At 72.3% G+C, this 23,972-nt stretch carries 25 protein-coding genes; 13 read left to right on the top strand and 12 right to left on the bottom strand.

Annotated elements, in window-relative coordinates; translation table 11 throughout:
* Positions 1–181: 181 nt before the first annotated feature.
* The 6 genes from EDF40_RS03085 to EDF40_RS03060 form a co-directional block, all read right to left on the bottom strand.
* Positions 182–1,219: an NAD(P)-dependent alcohol dehydrogenase gene (locus EDF40_RS03085; RefSeq protein ID WP_123294705.1), complete on the bottom strand. Its 1,038-nt coding sequence runs from the start codon at positions 1,217–1,219 to the stop codon at positions 182–184.
* Positions 1,216–2,505: an ROK family transcriptional regulator gene (locus EDF40_RS03080; RefSeq protein ID WP_123340618.1), complete on the bottom strand. Its 1,290-nt coding sequence runs from the start codon at positions 2,503–2,505 to the stop codon at positions 1,216–1,218. The genes EDF40_RS03085 and EDF40_RS03080 overlap by 4 nt, the downstream gene beginning before the upstream one ends.
* A gap of 143 nt (positions 2,506–2,648) precedes the next feature.
* Positions 2,649–3,701, bottom strand: a complete 1,053-nt coding sequence (locus EDF40_RS03075) for a sugar phosphate isomerase/epimerase (protein WP_123340617.1) — start codon at positions 3,699–3,701, stop codon at positions 2,649–2,651.
* A gap of 70 nt (positions 3,702–3,771) precedes the next feature.
* Positions 3,772–4,872 (bottom strand): Gfo/Idh/MocA family protein, encoded by a 1,101-nt coding sequence (locus tag EDF40_RS03070; protein WP_123340783.1) that lies wholly within the window; start codon positions 4,870–4,872, stop codon positions 3,772–3,774.
* Entirely contained in the window at positions 4,869–5,576 is a 708-nt protein-coding gene (locus EDF40_RS03065; protein WP_123340616.1) for a ThuA domain-containing protein, read from the bottom strand. Before EDF40_RS03065 ends, EDF40_RS03070 begins: the two co-directional genes overlap by 4 nt.
* Entirely contained in the window at positions 5,573–6,769 is a 1,197-nt protein-coding gene (locus EDF40_RS03060) for a Gfo/Idh/MocA family protein (protein WP_260155063.1), read from the bottom strand. The genes EDF40_RS03065 and EDF40_RS03060 overlap by 4 nt, the downstream gene beginning before the upstream one ends.
* Before the next feature lie 97 nt (positions 6,770–6,866).
* Between EDF40_RS03060 and xylA the strand changes: the two genes are divergently transcribed.
* Genes xylA through EDF40_RS03040 form a run of 4 tightly spaced genes read left to right on the top strand, consistent with a single transcriptional unit; the run spans position 6,867 to position 11,099 of the window.
* Positions 6,867–8,057: a xylose isomerase gene (xylA, locus tag EDF40_RS03055; RefSeq protein WP_111084913.1), complete on the top strand. Its 1,191-nt coding sequence runs from the start codon at positions 6,867–6,869 to the stop codon at positions 8,055–8,057.
* 12 nt (positions 8,058–8,069) lie between these two features.
* Complete coding sequence (locus EDF40_RS03050) at positions 8,070–9,539, top strand: xylulokinase (RefSeq protein WP_123340614.1); 1,470 nt, start codon at positions 8,070–8,072, stop codon at positions 9,537–9,539.
* A 12-nt stretch (positions 9,540–9,551) separates the two neighbouring features.
* Positions 9,552–10,556: an acetylxylan esterase gene (locus EDF40_RS03045; protein ID WP_123340613.1), complete on the top strand. Its 1,005-nt coding sequence runs from the start codon at positions 9,552–9,554 to the stop codon at positions 10,554–10,556.
* Between the two features lie 27 nt (positions 10,557–10,583).
* Positions 10,584–11,099, top strand: coding sequence for a nucleoside kinase (locus EDF40_RS03040; protein ID WP_123340612.1), 516 nt, complete (start codon positions 10,584–10,586; stop codon positions 11,097–11,099).
* 31 nt (positions 11,100–11,130) lie between these two features.
* Here EDF40_RS03040 and EDF40_RS03035 read toward each other — a convergent pair whose 3' ends face one another.
* Both EDF40_RS03035 and EDF40_RS03030 read right to left on the bottom strand, forming a co-directional pair.
* Positions 11,131–12,045 (bottom strand): phosphotransferase, encoded by a 915-nt coding sequence (locus EDF40_RS03035; protein ID WP_123340611.1) that lies wholly within the window; start codon positions 12,043–12,045, stop codon positions 11,131–11,133.
* Between the two features lie 24 nt (positions 12,046–12,069).
* Entirely contained in the window at positions 12,070–13,020 is a 951-nt protein-coding gene (locus EDF40_RS03030; RefSeq protein WP_111084859.1) for a helix-turn-helix domain-containing protein, read from the bottom strand.
* 254 nt (positions 13,021–13,274) lie between these two features.
* Between EDF40_RS03030 and EDF40_RS03025 the strand changes: the two genes are divergently transcribed.
* The 9 genes from EDF40_RS03025 to EDF40_RS02990 all read left to right on the top strand — a co-directional run bounded on the left by EDF40_RS03025 (position 13,275) and on the right by EDF40_RS02990 (position 20,013).
* Entirely contained in the window at positions 13,275–13,496 is a 222-nt protein-coding gene (locus EDF40_RS03025) for a hypothetical protein (RefSeq protein WP_123340610.1), read from the top strand.
* An 81-nt stretch (positions 13,497–13,577) separates the two neighbouring features.
* Positions 13,578–13,739, top strand: coding sequence for a hypothetical protein (locus EDF40_RS19100; RefSeq protein ID WP_159573320.1), 162 nt, complete (start codon positions 13,578–13,580; stop codon positions 13,737–13,739).
* A 47-nt stretch (positions 13,740–13,786) separates the two neighbouring features.
* Positions 13,787–14,383, top strand: a complete 597-nt coding sequence (locus EDF40_RS03020) for a TetR/AcrR family transcriptional regulator (RefSeq protein ID WP_123340609.1) — start codon at positions 13,787–13,789, stop codon at positions 14,381–14,383.
* A 56-nt stretch (positions 14,384–14,439) separates the two neighbouring features.
* Positions 14,440–16,089, top strand: coding sequence for a long-chain fatty acid--CoA ligase (locus EDF40_RS03015; protein ID WP_123340608.1), 1,650 nt, complete (start codon positions 14,440–14,442; stop codon positions 16,087–16,089).
* 12 nt (positions 16,090–16,101) lie between these two features.
* Positions 16,102–17,142, top strand: coding sequence for a glycosyl hydrolase family 18 protein (locus EDF40_RS03010; protein WP_123340607.1), 1,041 nt, complete (start codon positions 16,102–16,104; stop codon positions 17,140–17,142).
* A 136-nt stretch (positions 17,143–17,278) separates the two neighbouring features.
* Positions 17,279–18,142 carry an alpha/beta fold hydrolase gene (locus EDF40_RS03005; RefSeq protein ID WP_260236170.1) on the top strand — a complete coding sequence of 288 codons (864 nt, stop codon included), beginning with the start codon at positions 17,279–17,281 and terminating at the stop codon, positions 18,140–18,142.
* On the top strand, positions 18,135–18,743 hold the full coding sequence (locus EDF40_RS03000) for a TetR/AcrR family transcriptional regulator (RefSeq protein ID WP_123340782.1): 609 nt from the start codon (positions 18,135–18,137) through the stop codon (positions 18,741–18,743). The genes EDF40_RS03005 and EDF40_RS03000 overlap by 8 nt, the downstream gene beginning before the upstream one ends.
* Positions 18,744–18,781: 38 nt before the next feature.
* Positions 18,782–19,717 (top strand): hypothetical protein, encoded by a 936-nt coding sequence (locus EDF40_RS02995; RefSeq protein WP_123340605.1) that lies wholly within the window; start codon positions 18,782–18,784, stop codon positions 19,715–19,717.
* The gene (locus EDF40_RS02990) at positions 19,714–20,013 is read left to right on the top strand and encodes a Dabb family protein (RefSeq protein ID WP_123340604.1); all 300 of its coding nucleotides are present in this window, start codon (positions 19,714–19,716) and stop codon (positions 20,011–20,013) included. Before EDF40_RS02995 ends, EDF40_RS02990 begins: the two co-directional genes overlap by 4 nt.
* Before the next feature lie 195 nt (positions 20,014–20,208).
* Here EDF40_RS02990 and EDF40_RS02985 read toward each other — a convergent pair whose 3' ends face one another.
* From EDF40_RS02985 to EDF40_RS02970, 4 genes are read right to left on the bottom strand one after another with little or no spacing between them, the layout of a single operon-like run.
* Positions 20,209–21,222, bottom strand: a complete 1,014-nt coding sequence (locus EDF40_RS02985; RefSeq protein ID WP_123340603.1) for a sugar phosphate isomerase/epimerase — start codon at positions 21,220–21,222, stop codon at positions 20,209–20,211.
* On the bottom strand, positions 21,219–22,409 hold the full coding sequence (locus EDF40_RS02980) for a Gfo/Idh/MocA family protein (protein WP_123340602.1): 1,191 nt from the start codon (positions 22,407–22,409) through the stop codon (positions 21,219–21,221). Before EDF40_RS02980 ends, EDF40_RS02985 begins: the two co-directional genes overlap by 4 nt.
* Entirely contained in the window at positions 22,406–22,870 is a 465-nt protein-coding gene (locus EDF40_RS02975; RefSeq protein ID WP_123340601.1) for a heme-degrading domain-containing protein, read from the bottom strand. Before EDF40_RS02975 ends, EDF40_RS02980 begins: the two co-directional genes overlap by 4 nt.
* Before the next feature lie 13 nt (positions 22,871–22,883).
* A complete protein-coding gene (locus tag EDF40_RS02970) occupies positions 22,884–23,915 on the bottom strand; it encodes a Gfo/Idh/MocA family protein (protein ID WP_123340781.1) in 1,032 nt (343 codons plus the stop codon).
* Between the last annotated feature and the right edge of the window lie 57 nt (positions 23,916–23,972).

The following is a 23,972-nucleotide window of genomic DNA, read 5'->3' as shown; positions in this document are numbered from 1 at the left end:
GCGCCAGCGGCGGGTCGGCCGTGCCGGTGGGGGGAGGCCCGTGGCGGCCTGGCCACGGGCCTCCCGTCCGCACCGTGCGTGCGTCGTCACCCCGTGCGAGCTTCCGCGCACCGTGCCCGGTTGCAACCCCGCACGGGGCACGCAACGCGGCGCGGGGCAGCGAACCGAGCACCGTGCGCGCTCAGGCGGGCACGCCACCGGGGTAGACGACCGACTTGAGGGACTCCGGGTCGGTGTCGCTCTCGAGTGCCTCGCGGACCTCGTCGAGGCCGAACCGACCCGTCACGAGCGAGTCGAGGTCGATCTGCCCGGACGCGACCAGGCCGATCGCGACGGGCCACGTGCCGGTGTAGCGGAAGATCCCGGTGACCGTGACCTCGAGGTTCTGGATGTGCTCGACGGGCAGGGTCATCTCGGAGTTGCCGAGCCCGACGAGCACCGCGGCGCCGGCCGGTCCGACGGCCTTGATGCCGTCGGACACGGCACGGGGAGCACCGCTGGCGTCGATGAACGCGTCGACCGGGGCGATGTCCGAAGCGACGGACACCACGGTCGGGTCGACGACCTCGGTGGCGCCGTACTGCAGCGCACGCTCCCGGCGCTCGGGGACCAGGTCGCTGATGACGATCCGGGTGGCGCCGAAGGCCCGCGCGGCCTGGGCGCAGATGATCCCGATCGGACCGGCACCGGCGATGAGCACCGAGGACCCGGGGACGATGCCGGCCTTGCGGACCGCGGCGATCCCGACGGACAGCGGTTCGAGCAGGGCACCGGCCTCGAACGAGACGGAGTCGGGCAGGACGTGGGCGAACTCGGCCTCGATCGTGACGAACTCGGCGAAGGCGCCGTCGACCGGCGGGGTCGCGTAGAAGCGCATGTGCGGGCAGAGGTTGTAGCGGCCGGCCAGGCACTGCGCACAGCGGTGGCACGGGCGCTGCGGTTCGACGGCGACGCGCTCCCCGACGCGGGCGGGGTCGACGCCAGCGCCGACGGCGGTGATCGTGCCGGACAGCTCGTGACCGAGGACGAGGGGCTCCTCGACGACGAAGTCCCCGATGCGGCCGTGGCGGTAGTAGTGCACGTCGGAGCCGCACACCCCGACGGCGGCGACCCGGACGAGCACGTCGCCCGGTTCGACCTCGGGCACGGGGCGGTCCTCGACGGTCAGGTCCTGGGTCCCGAGCAGCACGCTGGTGCGCTGGCGCTGGATGGAGGTCATGGGGTTCTCGCTTCCTCGGCCGCGGCGGTGCGGTCGGACGTGGGGGTGGTGGAGTGGTCGGGCGTGTGGGCGGTCGTGGAGTCGGCTGGAGCGGGCCTCGGGACGAGCCCGGCTGCCGTCGGGTCGCGCAGCAGGTCGCGGAACCCGAGTTCGGCGGCACCGCGGAGCAGGACGTCCCGCCCGAGGGCTGCCGGCACGACGCGCAGCCGGTCGGTCATCGCGGCCATCGTCTGCGCCCGGACGTCGTTCTCGACGCGGTCCCCGACGTGTCCGAGCAACGTGCTGAGGAACCCGCCGAGCACCACGACCTCGGGGTTGACGGTGTGGATCGCGTTGCGGAGCGCGGTGGCGAGCGCCGTCACCTGACGGTCGACCACCCGCTCGACCTCGGGCCGGTGCTCGGCGAGCGCTGCGGCGAGCGCGTCGAGGTCGTCGGGCGGTGTCCCGGTGACGTCGGTGAGCGCCGACCGCGACGCCTCGGTCTCGAGGCACCCGACGGCGCCGCAGTGGCACCGGATGCCGTTCGCTGCCACGAAGGTGTGGCCGAGTTCCCCCGCGTACCCGTCGGCGCCGCTGAAGGGCCGCCCGGCGCTGACGATCCCGCCGCCGATGCCGCTCGCGCCGCCGTTCAGGTACACGAGGGCGTCGACTCCGCGGGCGCTGCCGTACAGGCGCTCGGCCCAGGCACCGAGGTTGGCGTCGTTCGCAGCCCGGACGGGCAGGCCAAGACGTTCGGCGAGCGGCACCGCGAGCGGTTCGTCGTGCCAGCCGAGGTGCGGGGCGTTGCGGACGGTGCCGTCCTCGACGCGCACGATGCCGGGGACGGCGACGCCGACGCCGACGATCCGGGTGCCTGGGGCTGTCCGTGCCCGCGCGGTGGTCCGGGTGCTCAGCACGCCGAAGATCCGTTCGACCGCGTCGATCGCCCGGGCTGCTGTCGGCACGGTGGTCTGCGGCTCGACGAGCCGGTCGCGCACGGTGCCGTCGAGGGCGACGAGGGTCACCCCGACCGCGTCGATCTCGACCGTGACGGCGGCGGCGAGCACGTCACCCGACGCCCGCACGACACCGCTCGGACGTCCGACCCCGACGCCGGGGGCACCGGCGGAGGGCATCTCCTCGAGCACGAGTCCGGCCTCGACGAGTTCGCCGACGAGCGCCAGTACCGTCGAACGGTTCAGGCCGGTGCGCCGGGTGAGTTCGGCGCGGGTGACCGGGCCTTCCTCGTGCACCAGGCGGAGGACGCGCGCGGCGTTGCCGGGTGTCGCGGTCGGTTGCCGGACCATGGGCCTCCTCGTCGGTTGGTCGGTTGCGTTGGTGGGTGGGGCTGCGCCGAGTCTCGCGCTGAGCGACAGTCCTCGCGCTCGCGGGCCCGCGAAGTGTCGCTCAGCCTGGGTCTCGGCCCCGGCTCAGCCCGGCTCAGCCCGGCTCACGCCCGCGACCGCGAGAACGCGGCGTCGAACGAGGCCTCCGGCGGCGCGATCGTGCCGAGCTGCCGCACGAACGCCAGCGCTTCGGATCCCCCGACGAGTCGGTCCATGCCGGCGTCCTCCCACTCGACGCTGGTCGGTCCCGTGTACCCGATGTGGTTCAGCACGCGGAACACGCGCTCCCACGGCACGTCACCGTGGCCGGCGGTCACGAAGTCCCAGCCGCGGCGCGGGTCACCCCACGGCAGGTGCGAGCCGAGCCGGCCGTTGCGCCCGTCGAGCTGCTTCACCGACTCCTTGCAGTGCACGTGGTACACCCGGTCGGCGAAGTCGAGCAGGAACGCGGCGGGGTCGAGGTCCTGCCAGACGAAGTGGGAGGGGTCGAAGTTGAACCCGAACGCCGGCCGGTCCGCGAAGAGCTCGAGCGTGCGCTTGGCGGTCCAGTAGTCGTAGGCGATCTCGGACGGGTGCACCTCGAGCGCGAAGCGGACCCCGACCTCCTCGAACACGTCGATGATCGGCGACCACCGGTCGTGGAAGTCCTGGTACCCGGCGTCGATCATGCTCGGCGGGACCGGCGGGAAGCCCGCGACGGTCTTCCAGATCGACGACCCGGAGAACCCGGTGACGGTGTCGACCCCGAGTGCCGCTGCGGCGCGTGCGGTCCACTGCAGTTCCTCGGCGGCACGCTGTCGGACACCTTCGGCCTCGCCGTCGCCCCAGACGTGCGGCGGCAGGATTTCCTCGTGCCGCTGGTCGATGGGGTCGTCGCACACGGCCTGGCCGACCAGGTGGTTCGCGATGGTCCAGACCCGCAGCCCGTTGCGTTCCAGGACCGCCTGCCGCTCGGCGACGTACGAGGGGTCCGTCGCGGCGCGCCGGACGTCCAGGTGGTCGCCCCAGCAGGCGATCTCGAGTCCGTCGTACCCCCAGTCGCCGGCGAGCCGGGCGACCTCCTCGAAGGGCAGGTCGGCCCACTGTCCGGTGAACAGCGTGACCGGCCGGGAGGCCCGGGTCGGCTCCGCCTGGTCGCTCGCGTCCGTCGTCGTCATCGTCGTCGTCCTTCCGTGCGGTGGTCGGGGTCCGTGCTGTGTTCGAGCTGCGTGCTGTGGTCGAGGTCCGTCACCATGACCCGGGTGCGGACCCGGCGGGGACGGTGGCGGGGCGGTCGACGCGCGAGCGCACGTCGACGACCGTGTGGTCACGGGCCGCGGCCGAGACGGCCTCCATGACCTCGAGCACGTGGAACGCGAGGTCGCCGGAGGCCCGGTGCGGACGGTCCGTGGTGATCGCGTGCGCCAGGTCGGCGAGCCCGTAGCCGCGACCGGCGTCGGCGTACCCGGCGGAGACCGGCAGCTCGCGCCACTCGCGGTCGTCCGCCGTCGCGATCGACACCGGGTCCGAGAACCGGTTCGGGTCCGGCACACCGAGGGTGCCGGCCGTGCCGTACACCTCGAAGAGCGGTGCTCGGGTGGCCCAGACCTCGAACGAGACGGTGACGGTCGAGACGACACCGTTCTCGTGTTCGAGGATCGCGACCACGTGGGTGTCGATGTCGACCGGGATCGACGTGCCGGCGTTCGGTCCGGTCGCGACGGTCCGCTCGCGGGTGGAGCGGGTGGCACTGCCGCTCACCCGGACGACCGATCCGAAGAACGTGACGAGGCTGGTCAGGTAGTAGGGGCCCATGTCGAGCAGCGGGCCACCACCGGGCTGGTAGTAGAACGCGGGTGCCGGGTGCCAGAGCTCGTGGCCGGGGGCGCTCCAGGCGACGGCCGCGCCGACCGGGGTGCCGATCAGGCCGTCGTCGAGGGCGGCCCGCGCGGTCTGGATGCCGGTGCCGAGCACGGTGTCCGGGGCGCTGCCGACCCGCAGGCCCGCGGCTCGGGCGGCCGCGAGCACCGGTTCGGCCTCGGCCGTGGACATCGCCAGGGGCTTCTCGCCGTAGACGTGCTTGCCCGCGGCGAGCGCCCGGGTCGCGACGTCGGCGTGGGCGGCGGGGATCGTCAGGTTGAGCACCACGTCGACGTCGTCGGCCGCGAGCAGCTCGTCGACGCTCGTGCCGCGCACGCCCTGCGCGGCACCGACCGCCTGCGCCCGGTCGACGTCGAGGTCGGCGACCGCGACGAGCGACAGTCCGGGCAGGGACGGGAAGTGTTCGAAGTACTGCTGGCTGATCACGCCGACGCCCACCACCCCGACGCGGAGGACGGGTTCGTTCACCGTGCTGCCCACAGGAGGCCCCTCTCGATGATCGTGCGGAGTGGCTGCGACTCGACGACCTCGAGGCGGTGCCCGGGTGCGGAGACGAACACGCGACCAGCACCCCACTGCCGTGTCCAGATCGCCGGGGCGGTGACCGGACGGTTCCAGGCGTCGAAGTCGCGCGCTTCCTGCGTGGTGGTCGCGAGGACGTCGTTGTACTCGTCGGACAGCACCCAGTACTGCTCGGTGACGAGGTCGAAGTCCTCGATGCCCTGCGTGATCGGGTGCGATCGTCCGAGGTCGGTGAGGTGCACCGTGTACGGGATGTAGTTGTCGGACTGCTCCCCGACGCGCTCGTCGGGGTGCTTGCCGGCGTGGTGGGCGAACTGGCCGCCGACCATGTGCAGGTAGTCGGCGGTGTTCCGGAACGCGTCCGCGATGCCTCCGTGCCAGCCGGCCAGTCCGGCGCCGTCCAGGACCGCGCGCTGCAGCCCGGCGAACTCGTCGTCGGCGATGGTCGACATGGTGACGACCTGCACGATCAGGTCGACCTCGGTCATGACGGACTCGTCGGCGTAGACGGCCGTCGAGTCCGACACCCGGACCGCGAACCCGTTGTCGCGCAGGAACGGGACGAACAGGTCGGTGGTCTCGACGGGCTGGTGGCCGTCCCAGCCCCCGCGGACGACGAGCGCCTGGCGTGTGCCGTCGGCGGCGGTCACGCGGTCACCGTCCAGCTGCTGCCGTCGGCGGCGCTGCGTTCGACGGCGTCGAGCACCCGTTGCACGTGCAGGCCGTCCTCGAACGAGGGCGACGGGTCGGTACCGGCGACGATCGATTCGACGAAGTCCTTCACCTGGTGGCTGAAGGTGTGCTCGTACCCGATGAGGTGTCCGGTGGGCCACCACGCCGCCATGTAGGGGTGCTCGGGTTCGGTGACCAGGATGCGGCGGAAGCCCTGCTCCCCCGCGGGTGCCGACGACTCGTACAGTCGCAGTTCGTTCATGGACTCGAGGTCGAACTGGATCGCGCCCTCGGACCCGCTGATCTCGAGCGTCAGGCCGTTCTTCCGGCCGGTGGCGTAGCGCGTGGCCTCGAACGTGCCGATCGCGCCGTCGGCCGCACCGCCGCCGAGTCGCGCGGTGAAGAACGCGGCGTCGTCGACGGTGACCTGCCCGCGCTCGCTCGACGCCGTGCCGGAGAGTCCGACGCCGTCGGCGAGCAGGGGGCGCTCGGTCACGAAGGTCTCGAGCAGCCCGGACACCCGGGTGAGCTCGGCGCCGGTGACGTGCTCGACGAGGTCGATCGCGTGCGCGCCGATGTCGCCGAGCGCACCGGAACCGGCGAGCTCCTTGTCGAGGCGCCAGGTCATCGGGCCGTCCTCGTCGGCGAGCCAGTCCTGCAGGTAGAGCGCGCGGACCTGGCGCACGGTGCCGATCCGGCCGTCCTGCACGAGCTGTCGGGCGAAGGCGATGGCCGGCACCCGGCGGTAGCTGAACCCGACCATGGCGCGGACCCCGTGCGCCCGGGCGGCTGCGGCAGCGGCGGTCATCGCCTCGGCCTGTTCGACGGTGTTCGCGAGCGGCTTCTCGCACAGGACGTGCTTGCCGGCCTCGAGCGCGGCGATCGCGATCTCGACGTGCGACGACCCGGGCGACACGATGTCGACGACGTCGATGTCCGGGTCGGCCACGACGGCGCGCCAGTCGGTCGACGCGGACTGCCAGCCGTACTGCACGCGAGCGGCCTCGGTGCGTTCCGGGTCGCGCCCGACGATCACCGCCATCTCGGGTTCGACCCCGAGGTCGAAGAACCTGGGGGCGGTCCGCCACGCCTGTGAGTGCGCGGCTCCCATGAAGCCGTGCCCCACCATGGCGATCCGCAGTCGTTGCTGCGCCGTCGAAACACTTGCCATCCGCTCGCTCCTTTGCGATCACGTCCTTGCCACAGCCAACACTACCGCTTATGTTGGGCGCGGCAACATTTTGTTTCGACGACGAACGGTGACCACCATGGCAACGACGCCCACCCGTGCAGACAAGTTCTCCTTCGGTCTCTGGACCATCGGCTACAACGGCTCCGACCCCTTCGGCGGGCCGACCCGTCCGGCCCTCGACGTGGTCGAGGCGGTCGAGAAGCTCGACGAACTCGGCGCCTACGGCCTGACCTTCCACGACGACGACCTGTTCGCGTTCGGTTCGACCGACGCCGAGCGGCAGACGCAGATCGACCGCCTCAAGGGTGCGCTCGACTCCACCGGCCTCATCGTGCCGATGGTGACGACGAACCTGTTCTCGGCGCCCGTGTTCAAGGACGGCGGCTTCACCTCGAACGACCGGCAGGTCCGCCGCTTCGCACTCCGCAAGGTCCTGCGCAACATCGATCTCGCCGCCGAGCTCGGTGCGTCGACGTTCGTGATGTGGGGCGGCCGCGAAGGCTCCGAGTACGACAGCGCGAAGGACGTGCAGGCCGCACTCGAGCGCTACCGCGAGGCCGTCAACCTGCTCGCCGACTACGTCACCGACAAGGGCTACGGCATCCGCTTCGCCATCGAGCCGAAGCCGAACGAGCCCCGCGGCGACATCCTGCTGCCGACCCTCGGCCACGCCATCGCCTTCACCGAGACCCTCGAGCGCCCCGAGCTGTTCGGCATCAACCCCGAGGTCGGCCACGAGCAGATGGCGGGCCTGAACTTCACGGCCGGCATCGCCCAGGCGCTCTACCAGGGCAAGCTCTTCCACATCGACCTCAACGGTCAGCGCGGCATCAAGTACGACCAGGACCTGGTGTTCGGCCACGGCGACCTGCAGAACGCGTTCTCGCTCGTCGACCTGCTCGAGCACGGTTCGCCGCAGGGTGGCCAGGCCTACGACGGCCCGCGCCACTTCGACTACAAGCCGAGCCGCACCGAGGACATCACGGGCGTCTGGGACTCGGCCGCCGCGAACATGCGCATGTACCTGCTCCTCAAGGAGCGCGCGCAGGCCTTCCGCGCCGACCCCGAGGTGCAAGCCGCGCTCGAGGCCTCGAAGGTCGGGGAGCTCAGCACGCCGACCCTGAACGACGGCGAGTCCTACGACGCCTTCCTGTCCGACCGCTCGGCCTACGAGGACTTCGACGCCGACGCGTACTTCGGCGGCAAGGGCTTCGGCTTCGTCCGACTGCAGCAGCTCGCCATCGAGCACCTGCTCGGCGCGCGCTGACAGGCTGCGGGGATGACACAGCTCGTCGCCGGCGTCGACTCGTCGACCCAGTCCTGCAAGGTCACGATCCGCGATGCGGCGACGGGTGCCGTCGTCCGTGAGGGACGTGCCGCCCACCCGGACGGCACGTCCGTCGATCCCCGCCGCTGGTGGGGCGCCCTCGGCACCGCGGTCGCGGACGCCGGCGGGCTCACCGACGTCGGCGCCGTCGCGATCGCCGGGCAGCAGCACGGCATGGTCGCGCTCGACGCCGACGGTCACGTGGTCCGCGACGCCCTGCTCTGGAACGACGTGCGCAGTGCGGATGCGGCCGCGCAGATGGTCGAGGAGATCGGACGGGAATCCTGGGTCGCCCGGACGGGACTGGTCCCGGTGGCATCGTTCACCGGTACCAAGCTGCGCTGGCTCCGCGACGCCGAGCCGGACAACGCCGGCCGCGTCGCAGCCGTCGCGCTCCCCCACGACTGGTTGTCGTGGCGGCTGCGCGGGTACGGCCCGGCCGACGAGAGTCCGCTCGGCCCGGACCTCGACGCACTCGCCACCGACGCCTCGGACGCCAGCGGCACGGCCTACTGGGACCCGGTACGCCGGGAGTACGACCCGGACCTGTTCGAACTCGCGCTCGGTCGCCCGATGCGCGTCGCCGGCTCCGAGCCGACCGCGGACACCGTCGTCGTGCCGCGCGTGGTCGCCCACGACGAGGCGATGGGGACGCTCGACGTCGAGGTGGCACTGCCGAACGGCGCGGTCGCACCGGCCGGACTGGTCGTGGCTGCCGGACTCGGCGACAACGCCGGTGCGGCGCTCGGACTCGGGCTCGCCCCCGGGGACATCGCGGTGTCCCTGGGGACCAGCGGGACCGTCTTCGGCGTCACCGCGACCGAGGTCCTGGACCCGAGCGGGACCGTGGCGGGCTTCGCCGACGGGACCGGGTCGCGCCTCCCGATCGTCACGACGCTCAACGCAGCCCGCGTGCTCGAGGTGATCGGCGGCCTGCTCGGTGTGGACCACGACGCGCTCGGCGAGCTGGCGCTGCAGGCGCCGGCCGGGGCCGACGGCCTCGTGCTGGTGCCGTACTTCGTCGGCGAGCGCACGCCCAACCGGCCGGACGCGACCGCGTCACTGCTCGGGATGACCCCGGGTACGACCGACCGACCGCACCTGGCGCGCGCCGCGGTGGAGGGCATGCTCTGTGCCCTGGCCGACGGACTCGCCGCGGTCGAGGAGACCGGCGTGACCGTGTCACGACTGCTGCTCATCGGCGGGGCAGCGCGGAACGAGGCCGTCCGGACCGTCGCGGCGCAGGTGTTCGGGCGCGACGTCCTCATCCCGGAACCCGGCGAGTACGTGGCCTCCGGGGCCGCGCGTCAGGCAGCCTGGGCGTTGACCGGCGCGCTGCCGTCGTGGGACATCGCGACGACGACCGTGCCGGCGGACCCGCACCCCGAGGTGCTCGAGCAGTACCGCGCCGCGGCGCGCTGACCGAGGAGACCCATGGCACGCACCGACCTCCCGCTCGACGAACTCCGTCGACACCGATCCGAGGTCCGGCGACCGGCCGACTTCGACGCGTTCTGGGCGGACACGATCACCGCGGCCCGCGCGGCCGGAGCGGAGACGGCTCCCGTCCTCGCTCCGGCCGACACCCCCGTGACCGGACTCGTCGTCGAGGACCTGACGTTCCCGGGGTTCGCCGGCGATCCGGTGCGCGCCTGGGTCTCGCGACCGCTGGCCGGTCGTGACACGGCGCTGCCGGTCGTGGTCGAGTTCCTCGGCTACGGCGGCGGCCGCGGGCGCCCCGGCGAACGCGTGCACTGGGCCCTCGCCGGGTACGTGCACGTCGTCATGGACACCCGTGGCCAGGGCAGCGGGTGGGCCGGCGGCGACACCCCCGACCCGCACGGCTCCGGACCGCACGCAAGCGGGTGGATGACGAGCGGCATCGGATCCCCCGCGGACCACTACTACCGCCGGGTGTACACCGACGCCGTCCGCCTGGTGGACGCCGTGCGGACGCTGCCCGGTGTCGACCCGTCACGCATCGCCCTGACCGGCGGCAGCCAGGGCGGGGGCATCGCCATCGCCGCAGCTGCCCTCGTGGAGGCCCACGTCGGCCCGATCACCGCGGTGCTGCCCGACGTCGCGTTCCTGTGCGACTGGGAGGGCGGCACCGACATCGCCGTCGGGGGCCCGTACCTGGAGCTCGCGACCTACCTGTCCGTGCACCGCGACGCAGCCGACACGGTGTGGGACACCGCGGCGTACTTCGACGGGGTGAACCACGCCGCCGGCATCACCGCGCCGGCGCTGTTCTCCGTGGCCCTGATGGACGACGTCGTGCCGCCGCGCACGACCTTCGCCGCCTTCAACGCGCTGGGGTCGGACGACACGCACGCGTCGGCCGACCGCCAGCTCGAGGTCTACCCGTACAACGGGCACGAGGGCGGCGGGTTCCGGCACTGGGAACGACAGGTGGCGTTCCTGCGCGCACGGGCGTGACGGCGACGACCGCGTAGCGTGCCACGCATGGGCGTCAGGAACTTCCTCGTGGAGGGCGTCTCCGGTACCGGGAAGACGGCTGTCTGCCTGGAGTTGCGCCGGCGCGGCTTCCCGGCGGTGAACGGGGACCGCGAACTCGCGTACCAGGGAGATCCCCGCACAGGCGCCGCCGTCGACGGTCTGTCCGGCCTCGACCTGCATGCCCACCACCTCTGGAACGCCGAGCTGGTCCGGCAGCGGGCGGCGGACCGCTCGGAACCGGTGACCTTCTTCTGTGGCGGATCCCGGAACGTCGGCGTGTTCCTCGACCTGTTCGACGAGGTCTTCGTCCTGACCGTCGACGCAGCGACGCTCGACGACCGACTCGATGCGCGCGCCGGCGACGAGTGGGCGGGGCGGGGCCGCACGGCCGAGCGAGCCCTGGTCCGTCGGCTCCACGCATCCGGTGCGGACACGCCTTCCGGCACGCCGATCGACGCGACCCGGCCGCTGTCGGCGGTCGTCGACGAGATCCTGCGGCGGTGCGGCCTGCTGGGGGCGTGACCGACGACCGCCCCGGGCCGTCGCTCGCCGCTCACTCCCCCGAAGCGCGCTCGATGCGCTCGAGACCCACCCGGCACCGGTCGACGTACTCGGCGTACCGGTCCGGCCGCTGCTCCCGCGCCCACCGGGTCACGTCGACGAGGTGCAGCGCGGTGAGCGACGCCAGGGTCGCGTGGTCAGCCGGAGTGGCCAGCCCGGCGGCGGCGGTGAACTCGTCGTACTCGGCCCGCGAGATCGTCTCGTCGACGAACGCCCACTCGAACACCCGACGGGCGTCGGTCCACGGTGACGGACCGGTCTCGGCAGCACCCCAGTCGATGAGCACGGGCGCACGACCCGGTCCCCGTGCGATCAGGTTCCGCGGTGCCAGGTCGCCGTGCGCGACCCCGAATGCGAAGTGCTCCGCGGCCAGCCGCTCGAAGTGCCTCCGGAGCGCGACGGCCGAGGTGTAGGCGCCGTCCCGGCGGAGTGGATCGTCCGCGACGAGCGCTGCGCTGTTGTACGCCAGGTGCGCCGACCATGCCCGAGCCAGGTCGGTGCCGAAGCGGGTGTACAACGACGGCGGCGCCTCCGCCAGGCTGATCGAGGCAACGGTGCGCGCGGACGACCCGAGCCATGTCCAGGGGTGCTCGATCGGCCGCGGGTCGGGTTCGACGTACTCGGACACGATGAAGGGGACGCCGTCCTGGACACCGTGGCCGAGGGGCCGAGCGACGGCGATGCCCGCTGCGGCAGCCGCTTGCGCGGCCCACACCTCGACGGGGAACTCGTCCGAGCGCCGGGGGTCGACGGGGAACCGCACGACGACGTCGGCACCGACCGCTCGCCGCACCCGGTACGTGTGGTTCACGGATCCGCCCAGCAGCCGTTCGGCCTGGCCGTCCGAGGTGCCGACGGCGCGCAGGACCGCGTTCAGTCGGTGGCGGTGGGTGTCGTCGTCGAGCACGTACCCATCATGACCGTCGCGGTGTCACGCCCGCCGCATCGTGTCCCGGGGGTACTCGCCGTGGCGCTCGAGGTAGGCGGCCGAGAACCGACCGGCGTGGGCGAACCCCCACTGCCGGGCGACGTCGGCGATGCTCGTCCCCGCCGGGTCGGCGTGCACGAGCTCGTCGCGCACCCGGTCGAGACGGACCCCGCGCAGGTAGCCGTTCGGGCTCACCCCGAGCTGCCGCTGGAACGCCTGCTGCAGTGCACGCAGGCTCAGGGAAGCCACCTCGGCCAGGTCGGTGCTCGTGATCGGCAGGTGGGCGTGCTCGTGCACGTACTCGACGGCCCGGCGGATGTGCGCGTTGCGCGGGAGCAGGAGTTCGTCCGGCAGCGTGGCCGAGACGACCGGGTACAGCTCGAGCAGCGCCAGTGCCCCCAGCCGGCCCATCTCCGCCTGCAGCAGCGGTGAGACCTGCCGGTCGAGCACCGTGTGCGAGATGAGCTTGACCGTGTTCCGCCACATCGTCACCGCCCGGTCGTCGGGTTGCACGGTGTGGTCGAGCTGGACGCCGCCCGACGCCGCGCCGCGCTCGCCGGCGACCTCCTCGAGCGATGCCCGGTTGATCTGCACGAGACGCTGGTCGTAGTCCTGGTACGTGAACGCGGCGCCGTCCTGCGGCCACAGCTGCGGCCGGCCCACGGCGCTCACGAGTCGGTCGTCGCCCTCGCCGATGAAGCCGGTCCCCCGGGTGATCCACTGCACGACGAAGTCGTCCGACGGCGTCATGACACCGTCGAGGTGCCCGTCGAACCGGATCGCGCGCAGCGTCATCGTCGAGTCGCCGACCGCCGAGTACCGGAAGGTGAAGGGCTGCGCGGTCGTCTCGGCGCGCCACTCGGAGGCGTCGTACGCCCCGACCAGGAAGTCGCGTGCTTCGTCGACGTCGGCGGACCGGACGTCGTCCTGCACGCGAGCTCGTTCGTCTGTCATCGGTTCACCGAGAGCAGTGTGACCGAACGGACGCGCGTCGTCCGTGTCGCTGTCCGAGAAGCGTTACCGACGATCGTCGGCGCGTGGACCGGATGCTCGTGGCGACGGGACGATGTCCGGATTTCGACCGCCGGGCCGCTCCCGACATCCGCGATCCGTCGAGTCTCCGGTCCTGGCGCGCACCGACGACCCCGCTGCTCGTACGGTCGTGTCATCCAGCGGCAACGGGCCGCTCAGGAGAACACGAGGACGACATGACCGCCGTGACCGCAACTCCGGTCCACCCGATCAGCGCACCCAAGCACGCCTTCGAAGCGACGTCGGTGTCCGGCCGACGCAACCGCCACCGCGGCGGCTTCAGCGAACTGCGGGACGCCCAGCGACAGCGCACGCTGCAGATCGCCGCGGTGAGCACCGGCATCGTCTCGGTGAGTGTCCTCGCGTCCGCCGCCGCCGTGTTCGGACTCTCCGCGTGATCCGCGAGGGATCCGCGGTCGAGGACGTCCGCACCCAGGCCATCGACATGACCGCACTCTTCGCAGAACAGGAACGCCACGATGCTTGACCAGAGCACGCTCGAGCAGCTCCGCAGCAACCCGGTCGAGTGGCGCCGACGGGGCTTGACCCCGCCCGCCGACCTCGACGAGATCGTCCAGGCCCGCCTCAGTGCGCACATGGGCCACGCCGACCCGAGCTACGCGGACTTCTTCGCATCCTGACACCCCGCCGTCCGTCCACCGATCGATAGGGTGATCCACACTTCCCCATGACGCTCCTCACACTCACGCCCCCGGCCGTCGAGACGACCGCGCAGCGCACCGCATCCAAGGCCGCCGACGACCTCTTCACGGCGCACGGCGTGATCCCGGTGCGCTTCGAGGACATCGCCGCGCACGCAGGCATGAGCGTGGAGGAGCTGACGGCGGCCTACCCGTCCAAGCAGGCGCTCGTGGTGGCGGTCCTGCGACGCTGGCACGGCGCGTGGCGTCGGGCCCTGGACCACATCGCCACCACCTCGGCGGATCCCCGCGACGAGATCCTCGGCATCTTCAGCTACCTCGAGGAGTGCTTCGCGGACGAGGGGTGGCGCGGCTGCGCGTTCATCAACGGACACGCCGAGCTCGGACGGCAGGACCCGGAGATCGCCGCGCTCGCAGCCGAGCACTTCCGCGACGTCGCGAGCCACCTCACGTTGCTCTGCACCCGTGCGGACATGCCGGCGCACATCGCCGAGACCATGTCGCTGCTGGTCGAGGGCGCCCGGGTGGAGTCAGCCGTGCAGGGGTCGGCGAAGCCGGCCCGGAGCGCGCGACTCGGAGCGGCCATGATCATGTCGGTGTTCGAGGAGCGCACGACGTTCTGACCGGCGGCCGGACGTATGATCCGGGGAACCACTCGTCACCGAAGACGGAGACCGGAATGACGCGCACCGAGCCCACCACCGCCGCTCACCACGGCACCCCCAGACCGACCCGGGCCACCGCCTCGGTCGCCGCGATCCTCGCCGAGTCCGCCGCGCGGTACCCGGACGACGTCGCCGTGATCGTCGGTGACCACCGCACCACCTACGCCGAGCTGTGGTCCGAGACCCTCGCCTACGCCGGAGCACTCCGGGCCCGCGGGGTCACCGAGGGATCGCGCGTGGCGATGCTCGTGCCGAACGTCGCGGACTTCGCCCGCGTCTACTACGCCACGCTCGCACTCGGCGCCGTCGTCGTCCCCGTGCACGCGCTGCTCAAGCGGCGCGAGATCGAGTACCTGCTGCAGGACAGCGGCGCCATGCTGCTCGTCTGCGCTTCCCCGCTGCTGGCCGAGGGCGCAGCCGGTGCCGAGCTCGCCGGCGTCGACGTCATCACGGTCCTCGCTCCGGCCGACCACGACGACCGCGAAGGCCACGACGGCCACGACGGCCACGAGAGCCCGGACCGCCTCGAGGCCCTGGCCGCGGCAGCCGTACCCCTCGACACGTACGTCCCCCGCGACCCCTTCGACACCGCGACGATCCTGTACACGAGCGGGACCACCGGCAAGCCGAAGGGTGCAGAGGGCTCGCACTTCGCCCTGCTCGAACAGGTCAACACGAACCTGATGAGCACCTTCGACATGCACCGCGGCGACGTCCTGCTCGGGGCGCTCCCGCTGTTCCACACGTTCGGTCAGACCTGCACGATGAACACCGGGTTCCGCGCCGGCGCCACCATCGTGATGCTCCCGAAGTTCGACGGCGACGCAGCACTGTCGGCGATGGTCGAACACGGCTGCGAGATCTTCATGGGGGTGCCGACGATGTACATGGCACTGCTCGACGCCGCGACCCGCAACGACGCGAGACCGGACCTGCGCTACGCGATCTCGGGCGGGGCGTCGTTGCCGTTGGCCGTCCTCGAGCGGTTCCAGTCCGTGTTCGACGCGCCCATCCACGAGGGCTACGGACTGACCGAGACGTCACCCGTGGCCACCTTCAACCACGTCGGTCGCGCACCGCGACCGGGAACGATCGGGACGCCGGTGTGGGGCGTCGACGTCGAGATCGCCGACCCGGCGACGCCGGACGCGATCGTGCTGCTGCCGCACGGCGAGATCGGCGAGCTCGTCATCCGCGGGCACAACCTGATGAACGGGTACCTGGACCGGCCGGAGGACACCGACGCGGCGATCGTCGACGGGTGGTTCCGCACCGGCGACCTCGGCACCAAGGACGACGACGGGTACCTGACGATCGTCGACCGCACGAAGGACATGATCATCCGCAACGGCTACAACGTGTACCCGCGGCAGGTCGAAGAGGTGCTCGCGACGCACCCGGACGTCACCATGGCGGCGGTCTTCGGCGTCCCGCACGAGCTGCACGGCCAGGAGATCGAGGCCGCCGTGGTGCTCCGTGCCGGTGCGACCGTCAGCCCGGACGAGCTCGTCCACTTCGTGTCCGACGAGATCGCGGCGTACAAGTTCCCGCGGGTCGTGCACGTGGTCGACGCCCTGCCCCTCGGACCGAGCGGCAAGGTCCTGAAGCGGACGCTGGTCGAGCAGTTCAGCACACCGGTCGACGCGGCGACTGCTCCGGCCTGACACACTCGGGGCGTGATCACCAGGCCGCGTTCCGCAGGCTTCGCCGTCGCCCTGACCGCGGGCCTCGTCCTGTCCGGGTGCGCCGGCCCCGCGGGCGTGGGCGCCGGCTCCACGGGCGCGGACGCCAGCACGCCCGCCTGGTTCGACGTGACGGGCTTCCAGCCGGAGGGAGCGGACCCCGCACTGATCGACGCCGACGCATCGGCGATGGACGTCGTCGGCGTCGACGGGCTGCTGCTGAGCCGGACCGGCACGCGCGTCAGCACCCCCTCCCGCGAGGCGAGGACACAACGCAACCGGGCGCACGCCCGCGGGCTCGAGGCGCAGCTGCTCGTCAGCAACTACGCCGACGGCGACTTCAGCGAGCCGATCGCCCGGAGGATGCTCCGGTCCCCCGCCAACCGGTCCCACGTCGTCCGCGCGCTCGCGGCCGACGTGCGATCCGGCGGGTGGGACTCGGTCATGATCGACCTCGAGGCGTTGACCGCGGCCGACACGGCGGGTTTGACGGCCTTCGCGCGGGAGCTCCGTGCGGCGGTCGGCGACGACGTCCGGCTCGACATCGCCCTGTCGGCGTCGACGACCGCGGCCGGGTACGCGCGCATGGGGTACGACGTCCGGGCACTCCGCGCTCCGCTGGACCACCTCACACTGATGGCCTACGACCAGCACGGCCCGTGGGAGCCGGACGCACCGGGGCCGGTCGGGTCGTTGCCCTGGGCGGCGGAGTCCGCCAGGGCGCTCGCCACCCTCGCGCCCGCCGACCAGATCGTGCTCGGCGTCGCCGGGTACGGCTACCACTGGAAGGGGCCGCGACCGGCGGGGCAACTGTCCGACGACCAGGCCCGTCGTCGCGTCCGGAAGGCCGGCGTCACCCCGACCTGGAACGCGACAGCGGGCGAGTGGACGGCGACCCTGCCCAGCGGCGAGGTGCTCTGGTGGTCCGACGCGCGGTCGCTGCGCGAGCGCGTGGCACTCGCCGAGCGGCTCGGCCTGACCGGGGTCGCCGTCTGGTCCCTGGACCTGTCCGACGCGCTGGACACGGTGCACTGACGGCGACCGACGAGCGGACGGGAGGCCCGGTGCGGGCCCGCCACGGGCCTCCCGTCCGCCGCCGCACGACGCAACTGCCATGGCGGGCTTGACAGCGACGGCTAATGGTCTTAGCTTTTAGCTAACACACTTAGCCATGGAGGCAGTCATGCTCGAACACCTGCGCACCGACGACGGCACCATCGCGTACGACGTCAGCGGCGACGGACCGCTCGTCGTCCTCGCACACGGCATGGGCGACAGCCGGCACGCGTACCGGTTCCTGGTCCCCGAACTCGTCGCCGCCGGCTACCGGGTGGCGAACGTCGACATCCGCGGGTGCGGCGACTCGAGCACGGGATGGCCGTCGTACCAGCGCGCCGACATCGCCCGCGACCTGGTCGCCGTCGTCCGGCACCTCGGCGGCCCCGCGGTCATCGTCGGGCAGTCGATCAGCGGCGGGGCGGCCACCATCGCCACCGCCGATGCCCCCGACGTCGTCACCGGCATCGTCGAGCTCGCGCCGTTCACGCGCAAGCAGTCGTTCGACCTCGGCGGCCTGCTCCGGAACCGCCGCCACCGTGCCGGCACGTTCCAGCTCGCCAAGGTGATGACGACCGGGAGCCTGGCCGGCTGGCTGGCCTACCTGGACCTCGCCGTGCCGACGAAGCCGGCCGACTGGACCGAGGAACTGGGCCGCATCGAGTCGACGCTGCAGCAGCCGGAGCGGATGGCGGTGCTGCGCGCGATGACGAAGACCTCACCCGCCGACGCCGGTGCACGGCTGGCGGACGTGCGGTGCCCCGTCCTGGTGATCGAGGGCAGCGCCGACCCGGACTGGGCCGTCCCGCGTGCCGAGGGCGAGCGGGTCCTGGCCGATCTACCCGACGGGCTCGGCGAGCTGGCCGTCATCGACGGTGCCGGCCACTACCCGCACACCGAGACCCCGACCGAGGTCCTCGCGCTCGTGCTCCCCTTCCTCGGCCGCACGCTCGCGCCGGTCGGTGGCCACCGTGGCTAGGGCAGGACTCGACCCCGCCGCCGTCACCACCGCCGCGGCGGGGCTGGCCGACGAGATCGGGCTCGCACGGCTGAGCATGAGCGTCGTCGCCGAACGGCTCGGCGTGAAGTCGCCGTCGCTGTACAAGCACGTCGACGGACTCACCGACCTGACCCGCCGGATCGCGATCCTCGCCGCGAACGAACTCGGCGACGACCTGCGCGACGCGATGCAGGGGCTCGCCGGGCGCGATGCCGTCGAGGCGGCCGCGCAGACCGTCCGCCGGTACGTGCAGCGGCACCCGGGTCGGTACGAGGCGACGGTCGGGATCCGTCCCACCGGGCCGGACGACCCCTTGGCCGTCGCCCTGGAGCGCACCCTCGCCTCGTTCGCAGCGGCCCTGCGCGGCTACGGACTCGACCCCGCCGACGAGGTGCACGCGCTCCGCCTGCTGCGCAGTGTCCTGCACGGCTTCGCGACCATCGAGACGTCCGGTGGGTTCCAGATGCGCACCGACGTCGACGCGAGCTTCGAGTGGATCATCGCGTTCCTCGACCGGGGGTTCCGCGCGACGACCGCCGCCTCCAGTCATGGTCACGATCCGGATTCCCTGAACCGGTAGGGTTGTCACGAGCCAACATTCACTGCGGAAGGTGTGCCATGCCCCTCGACGATGAAGCCCCGGGTCGCGTGCTCGCACCGGGCCAGACCTGCCGGATCCGGATCTGGCACCGAGCCGACCGCAGCGTGACGACCGTGCACGAGTCCGCCGAGCGGCTCTACGAAGCGCCGAACTGGACCACCGACGGCCGTCTCGTGCTGAACGGCGACGGGGTCCTCTGGGCGATGCCGTCCGACGGTGCCGCAGCTCCGGAGCACGTCGCGATCGAGGGCGTCCCGCCCCTGAACAACGACCACGTGCTCGATCCCGACGGCGTCACCGTGCACGTCAGCGCGAACGACTTCCACATCTGGAGCGCCCCGCTCGCCGGCGGCGCAGCGACCCGGGTCACCGCGGACGACGGCGGTCTGCACTTCCTGCACGGCGTCAGCCCCGACGGCTCCGAGCTCGCCTACGTCCGGCTCGACCCGTCCGGTGACGCCGTCTGGTCCTCGGGCACGATCCGGGTGATGGGCGTCGACGGCAGCTCGGACCGCGCCGTGACGACGGACCCCTCCGCGGCCGACGGCCCGGAGTGGACGCCGGACGGCGCGTGGATCCTGTTCAACACCGAGCAGTTCGAGTCCACACCGGGGCACGCGCAGATCGCCCGGGTCCGACCGGACGGCACCGGCATCGAGCAGCTCACGGTCGACGAGCACGTCAACTGGTTCCCGCACCCCGCCCCGACCGACGACGCCGCCGTCTACCTGTCGTTCCCGCCCGGCACCGAGGGGCACCCGGCCGACGAGCGCGTGCGGTTGCGCCTCGTCACCGGTGACGGATCCGTCAGCGCCTGGGGACCCGAGGTCTGGCAGGCAGCCGAGACCATCGTCGAGCTCGACGGCGGGCAGGGCACCCTCAACGTCAACGGGTGGGCTCCCGACGGGTCCGCCTTCGCCTTCGTCGACTACCCCACCGGAGACCCCGCATGATCGTCCACACCGTCTGCTTCACGCTCGTCCACGCCGCCGGCTCCCCACACGAGGCAGCGTTCCTCGAGACCGCCCGCGACACTCTGCCGGCGATCCCCGGCGTGCAGGACTTCACGGTGTCCCGCCAGGTGTCCACACAGAGCGACTTCCGGTTCCAGTTCTCGATGGCGTTCGCCGACCAGGACACCTACTCGGCGTACGACGCACACCCCGCGCACCGGCGCTTCGTCGCCACCCGTTGGGCGGACGAGGTCGCATCGTTCCAGGAGTTCGACTTCGTCCCCCTGCCCGCCTGAGCGGGCGTCCGCTGGGCGCCCCCAGGTTCCGAAATCCTCGCATCTCGGGGCACCCAGGGGCCGGAAGCGGAACCCCGGGGAACGTGAGCGGCAAGTCGTGGAACCTCACGCCCGCGAACGCGACCGGTTGAGAGCCGGGAGGCTCGGTGCCAGCTGGAACCGGGCCTCCCGTCCGTCACGCGGTGACGACCACCGCTACTGGTTGCTGAAGGCGGCGTCGAACGCAGCCTGCGGCTGCGGCCAGAGCAGGGAGCGGACGAACGCGGCCGCCTCGGCGGCGCCGTGCAGGCGGTCCATGCCAGCGTCCTCCCACTCGACGGAGATCGGGCCGGCGTAGCCGATGTGCCGGAGTGCGCGGAACGCGTCCTGCCAGGGGATGTCCCCGTGCCCGGTCGAGACGAAGTCCCATCCGCGGCGTGGATCGCCCCACGGCAGGTGGGATCCGAGGATGCCCTGCCGGCCCGACGCGGAACGGATGCGGGTGTCCTTGCAGTCGACGTGGTGGATGCGGTCCGCGAAGTCGGTGATGAAGCTGACGGTGTCGATGCCCTGCCATGCCATGTGCGACGGGTCCCAGTTGAACCCGAAGGCCGAGCGGTGGTCGATCGCCTCGAGGGCACGCACGCTCGTCCAGTGGTCGTACGCGATCTCGGACGGGTGGACCTCGTGGGCGAACCGGACATCCTCGGCGTCGAACACGTCGAGGATCGGGTTCCACCGGTCCGCGAAGTCCTGGTAGCCGGCGTCGATGACGTCCTGCCCGACGGGCGGGAACATCGCGACGTACTGCCAGATGCTCGATCCGGTGAACCCGACGACGGTGTCGACACCCATCTTCCGGGCCACGCGGGCCGCACGCTGCATGTCGGCGGCGGCGCGCTGCCGGACGCCCTCGCCGTCACCGTCGCCCCACACGGTGTCGCGCAGGATCGCGCGGTGGCGGAAGTCGATCGGGTCGTCGCAGACGGCTTGCCCTGCGAGGTGGTTCGAGATCGCCCACACCCCGAGGCCGTGGCGGTCGAGGACCTCGAGCCGGCTCCGCAGGTAGGCGTCGTCCTCGTCCGCGCGGGCGAGGTCGAGGTGGTCGCCGGACGCTGCGATCTCGAGACCGTCGTAGCCCCACTCCGCGGCCAGGCGGGCGACCTCCTCGAAGGGCAGGTCGGCCCACTGCCCGGTGAACAGGGTGACGGGGTTGGTGGTGGTGCTCATCGTTCCTCCGTGCTGGTGCTCGTCCACCGTCCGGTCGCGGCTCCGCGCAGGACGGCGTCGACGACCTCGAGGGAGCGGACACCGTCCTCGACGGTGGGGAGTCCCTCGGGTGTCTCGCCACGGACCGCGGCGTAGGTGTCGGCGCAGAACGCCGCGAAGGCGTCCGTCCAGCCCTGCGGGTGCCCGGCCGGTGTCCGGTTGAGCCGCGCCTGGCCGGCGGAGACGGATCCTTCGGCACGGTGCACCGTCGTGGAGCCGTGCTCGCCGCCGAACCACACGGACTCGGGGTGCTCCTGGTCGAACACGGCAGACCCCTGCGAGCCGTCGACCTCGATCCACAGGCGGTTCTTCCGGCCGGCGGCGACCTGCGAGACGACGGTGTTGGCCAGGGTGCCGTCGGCGGTGGCGAAGGTCACGACGGCGGTGTCCTCGGTGCGGACCGGGACGGTGCCGGTGCCGGTTTCGGCGCTGGTGCCGGTTCCGGTTCCGGTTCCGGTTCCGGTTCCGGTTCCGGTTCCGGGTCCGCCGAACGATGCGCCGGCGGAGGTGGGGTCGGGGCGCTCGGCGTAGGCGATCGACGTCCGGGCGGTCAACTCCGTGAACCTCGTTCCGGTGATGAACTCGGCCAGGTCAGTCCAGTGCGTCCCGATGTCCGCGAACGCCCGCGACGGACCGCCCCGCTCCGGGTCGACCCGCCACGTCGAGGCGTCCGGCGACACCATCCAGTCCTGCAGGTACGAGCCGTGCACGGTCAGCACCCGGCCGAGCGTGCCCGCGGCGACCCGGGCACGGAGCTCCCGGACCATCGGGTGGTACCGGTACACGTACGGGACCGTGCTCACCGTGCCGGCGGCGCGCACGGCATCGGCGAGCCGTCGGCCCTCCGAGAGCGTCATCGCGACCGGCTTCTCGACGACGGTGTGCAGCCCGGCCGCCGTGGCGGCCAGGGCGTAGTCGACGTGGGTGTCGTTCGGCGTGCAGACGTGCACGACGTCCGGCCGGTCCGCGACCAGTTCGTCGACGGACGCGTACCCGGTCGGCACGCCCCACCGTTCGGCGGCCTGCCGGGATCGCGACGCCGACGAGCCGAGCACCCCGCCGACGACCGCGCCGGCGTCACGGGCCGCCCGGACGTGCGCGTCCGCGATCATGCCCGTCCCGATCACGGCGACGCGGAGTGCGGTCACCGGCGTCCCTCGAGGAACGCACGGAGCCCGGCGACGACGAGGTCGTGGTCCTCCGTCGAGGACAGGCCGGAGGCCGTCGCGGCCGCGACCACACCGGCACCGCGGACCCGGATCGGGAACGACCCTCCGGTCACGGCGTACTCGGCGCCGAGCCACCCGATCGCAGCGGGATCGACCCCGGCGGCGGACAGCCTGGCGTCGACGAGGGCACTCGACTGCTCCATCCGGAGCACGACCGCGGCCTTGCGATCGATCCAGACGTGCTGGTCCGGGGTGATGCCCGGGGTCGCCGCGCGGAACAGCCCGAGGCCGGGACGCCGGATGTCGATGCCGACGGCGTGGCCGGCCTCGTGGGCGATGCCGCGGATCAGGGAGCCCAGCTCCCAGGCGTCGTCGTGGGTGAAGGCGTCGAGCACGAGGTCGCGCTCCTGCTGTTCGAGGGTGGTGATGAGGTCGGACATCGTCGTCTCCTGCTCAGCCCGCGGCGATCTGCGCGCGGGCGGTGTCGACGGTCTCGAGGATCGAGATCGTCTCGTCGAGGGTGTGCAGCGGGGACTCCGTCCGCCCCTCGCCGACGAAGCGTGCCAGGGCGGTGGCTTCCCAGGCCAGGGCGGCGAAGCCCCGCAGTGGTGTCGGGTCCTGCCAGTGCAGGACGGGCGAACCGTGCGCTGCTGCCGAGATCGTGAAGGTCGTCGGGTTGTAGAACGGTCCGGCGAAGTCGATCGTGCCCTCGGTCCCGGCGATCGACGCGGTGGTGGGCGTGCGGGCGGCGATGGTCGTGTGCAGGACGGCCTGGGCGGCGCCGTGTTCGAGGACGAGCGAGCCGGAGGCGTCGACGCCGGACTCGGTCATCCGGCCTCGTGCCGTGACGCGGTCCGGGGTGCCGAGCACCATCGACGCGAACTGCACGGCGTAGATGCCGAGGTCGAGCAGCGCTCCCCCGCCGAGCTCCGGACGGAACAGCCGGTGGTCCGGGCCGAACGGGATCGCCTGGCCGTGGTCGGCGAGCACGCTGCGCACCGCACCGAGCGCACCGTCCGCCAGCAGGGTCCGGAGCACCGAGGCCTGCGGCAGGTAGCGGCTCCACATGCCCTCCATCGCGAGCACCCCGGCGGCGCGTGCGGCATCGGCGACGGTACGGGCCTCGGCAGCCGTGACGGTGAAGGGCTTCTCGATGAGCACGTGCTTGCCGGCGGCGATCGCTGCCAGGGCCACCGCGGCGTGCTCACTCTGCGGTGTCGCGATGTAGACCACGTCGACGTCGGGCCGGGCGACGAGGGCGTCGACACCCTCCACGGCTGCCTCGATCCCGTGCTCGGCGGCGAACGCGGATGCGCGGGGCAGTGACCGGGACGCGACGGCGACGATGCGCTGGGCGGTCGAAGCGCGCACCGCGGTGGCGAACTCGCCGGCGATCCAGCCGGGGCCGACGATCCCCCAGCCGAGGGACGGCTCACCGGACGCCGTCGTGAAGAGCTCGGGTTCGGGCAGGGCGGTGGGGATCATCGTGCTCCAGTGCTCTCGGTTCCGTGGTTCGTCGTCGGGCGGTGGCATTTGCGCTTG

This window comes from Curtobacterium sp. PhB170, from assembly GCF_003752345.1.
Classification (GTDB): Bacteria; Actinomycetota; Actinomycetes; order Actinomycetales; family Microbacteriaceae; genus Curtobacterium.
This window is presented reverse-complemented; position numbering and strand designations above follow the sequence as displayed.

What these genes read in the sequence shown, in the direction of transcription:
- EDF40_RS03085 (WP_123294705.1), bottom strand. Translation starts at nt 1,219, where the DNA reads ATGACCTCCATCCAGCGCCAGCGCACCAGCGTGCTGCTCGGGACCCAG.
- EDF40_RS03080 (WP_123340618.1), bottom strand. Translation starts at nt 2,505, where the DNA reads ATGGTCCGGCAACCGACCGCGACACCCGGCAACGCCGCGCGCGTCCTC.
- EDF40_RS03075 (WP_123340617.1), bottom strand. Translation starts at nt 3,701, where the DNA reads ATGACGACGACGGACGCGAGCGACCAGGCGGAGCCGACCCGGGCCTCC.
- EDF40_RS03060 (WP_260155063.1), bottom strand. Translation starts at nt 6,769, where the DNA reads ATGGCAAGTGTTTCGACGGCGCAGCAACGACTGCGGATCGCCATGGTG.
- xylA (WP_111084913.1), top strand. Translation starts at nt 6,867, where the DNA reads ATGGCAACGACGCCCACCCGTGCAGACAAGTTCTCCTTCGGTCTCTGG.
- EDF40_RS03050 (WP_123340614.1), top strand. Translation starts at nt 8,070, where the DNA reads ATGACACAGCTCGTCGCCGGCGTCGACTCGTCGACCCAGTCCTGCAAG.
- EDF40_RS03045 (WP_123340613.1), top strand. Translation starts at nt 9,552, where the DNA reads ATGGCACGCACCGACCTCCCGCTCGACGAACTCCGTCGACACCGATCC.
- EDF40_RS03040 (WP_123340612.1), top strand. Translation starts at nt 10,584, where the DNA reads ATGGGCGTCAGGAACTTCCTCGTGGAGGGCGTCTCCGGTACCGGGAAG.
- EDF40_RS03030 (WP_111084859.1), bottom strand. Translation starts at nt 13,020, where the DNA reads ATGACAGACGAACGAGCTCGCGTGCAGGACGACGTCCGGTCCGCCGAC.
- EDF40_RS03025 (WP_123340610.1), top strand. Translation starts at nt 13,275, where the DNA reads ATGACCGCCGTGACCGCAACTCCGGTCCACCCGATCAGCGCACCCAAG.
- EDF40_RS19100 (WP_159573320.1), top strand. Translation starts at nt 13,578, where the DNA reads ATGCTTGACCAGAGCACGCTCGAGCAGCTCCGCAGCAACCCGGTCGAG.
- EDF40_RS03020 (WP_123340609.1), top strand. Translation starts at nt 13,787, where the DNA reads ATGACGCTCCTCACACTCACGCCCCCGGCCGTCGAGACGACCGCGCAG.
- EDF40_RS03015 (WP_123340608.1), top strand. Translation starts at nt 14,440, where the DNA reads ATGACGCGCACCGAGCCCACCACCGCCGCTCACCACGGCACCCCCAGA.
- EDF40_RS03005 (WP_260236170.1), top strand. Translation starts at nt 17,279, where the DNA reads ATGGAGGCAGTCATGCTCGAACACCTGCGCACCGACGACGGCACCATC.
- EDF40_RS02995 (WP_123340605.1), top strand. Translation starts at nt 18,782, where the DNA reads ATGCCCCTCGACGATGAAGCCCCGGGTCGCGTGCTCGCACCGGGCCAG.
- EDF40_RS02990 (WP_123340604.1), top strand. Translation starts at nt 19,714, where the DNA reads ATGATCGTCCACACCGTCTGCTTCACGCTCGTCCACGCCGCCGGCTCC.
- EDF40_RS02985 (WP_123340603.1), bottom strand. Translation starts at nt 21,222, where the DNA reads ATGAGCACCACCACCAACCCCGTCACCCTGTTCACCGGGCAGTGGGCC.
- EDF40_RS02975 (WP_123340601.1), bottom strand. Translation starts at nt 22,870, where the DNA reads ATGTCCGACCTCATCACCACCCTCGAACAGCAGGAGCGCGACCTCGTG.
- EDF40_RS02970 (WP_123340781.1), bottom strand. Translation starts at nt 23,915, where the DNA reads ATGATCCCCACCGCCCTGCCCGAACCCGAGCTCTTCACGACGGCGTCC.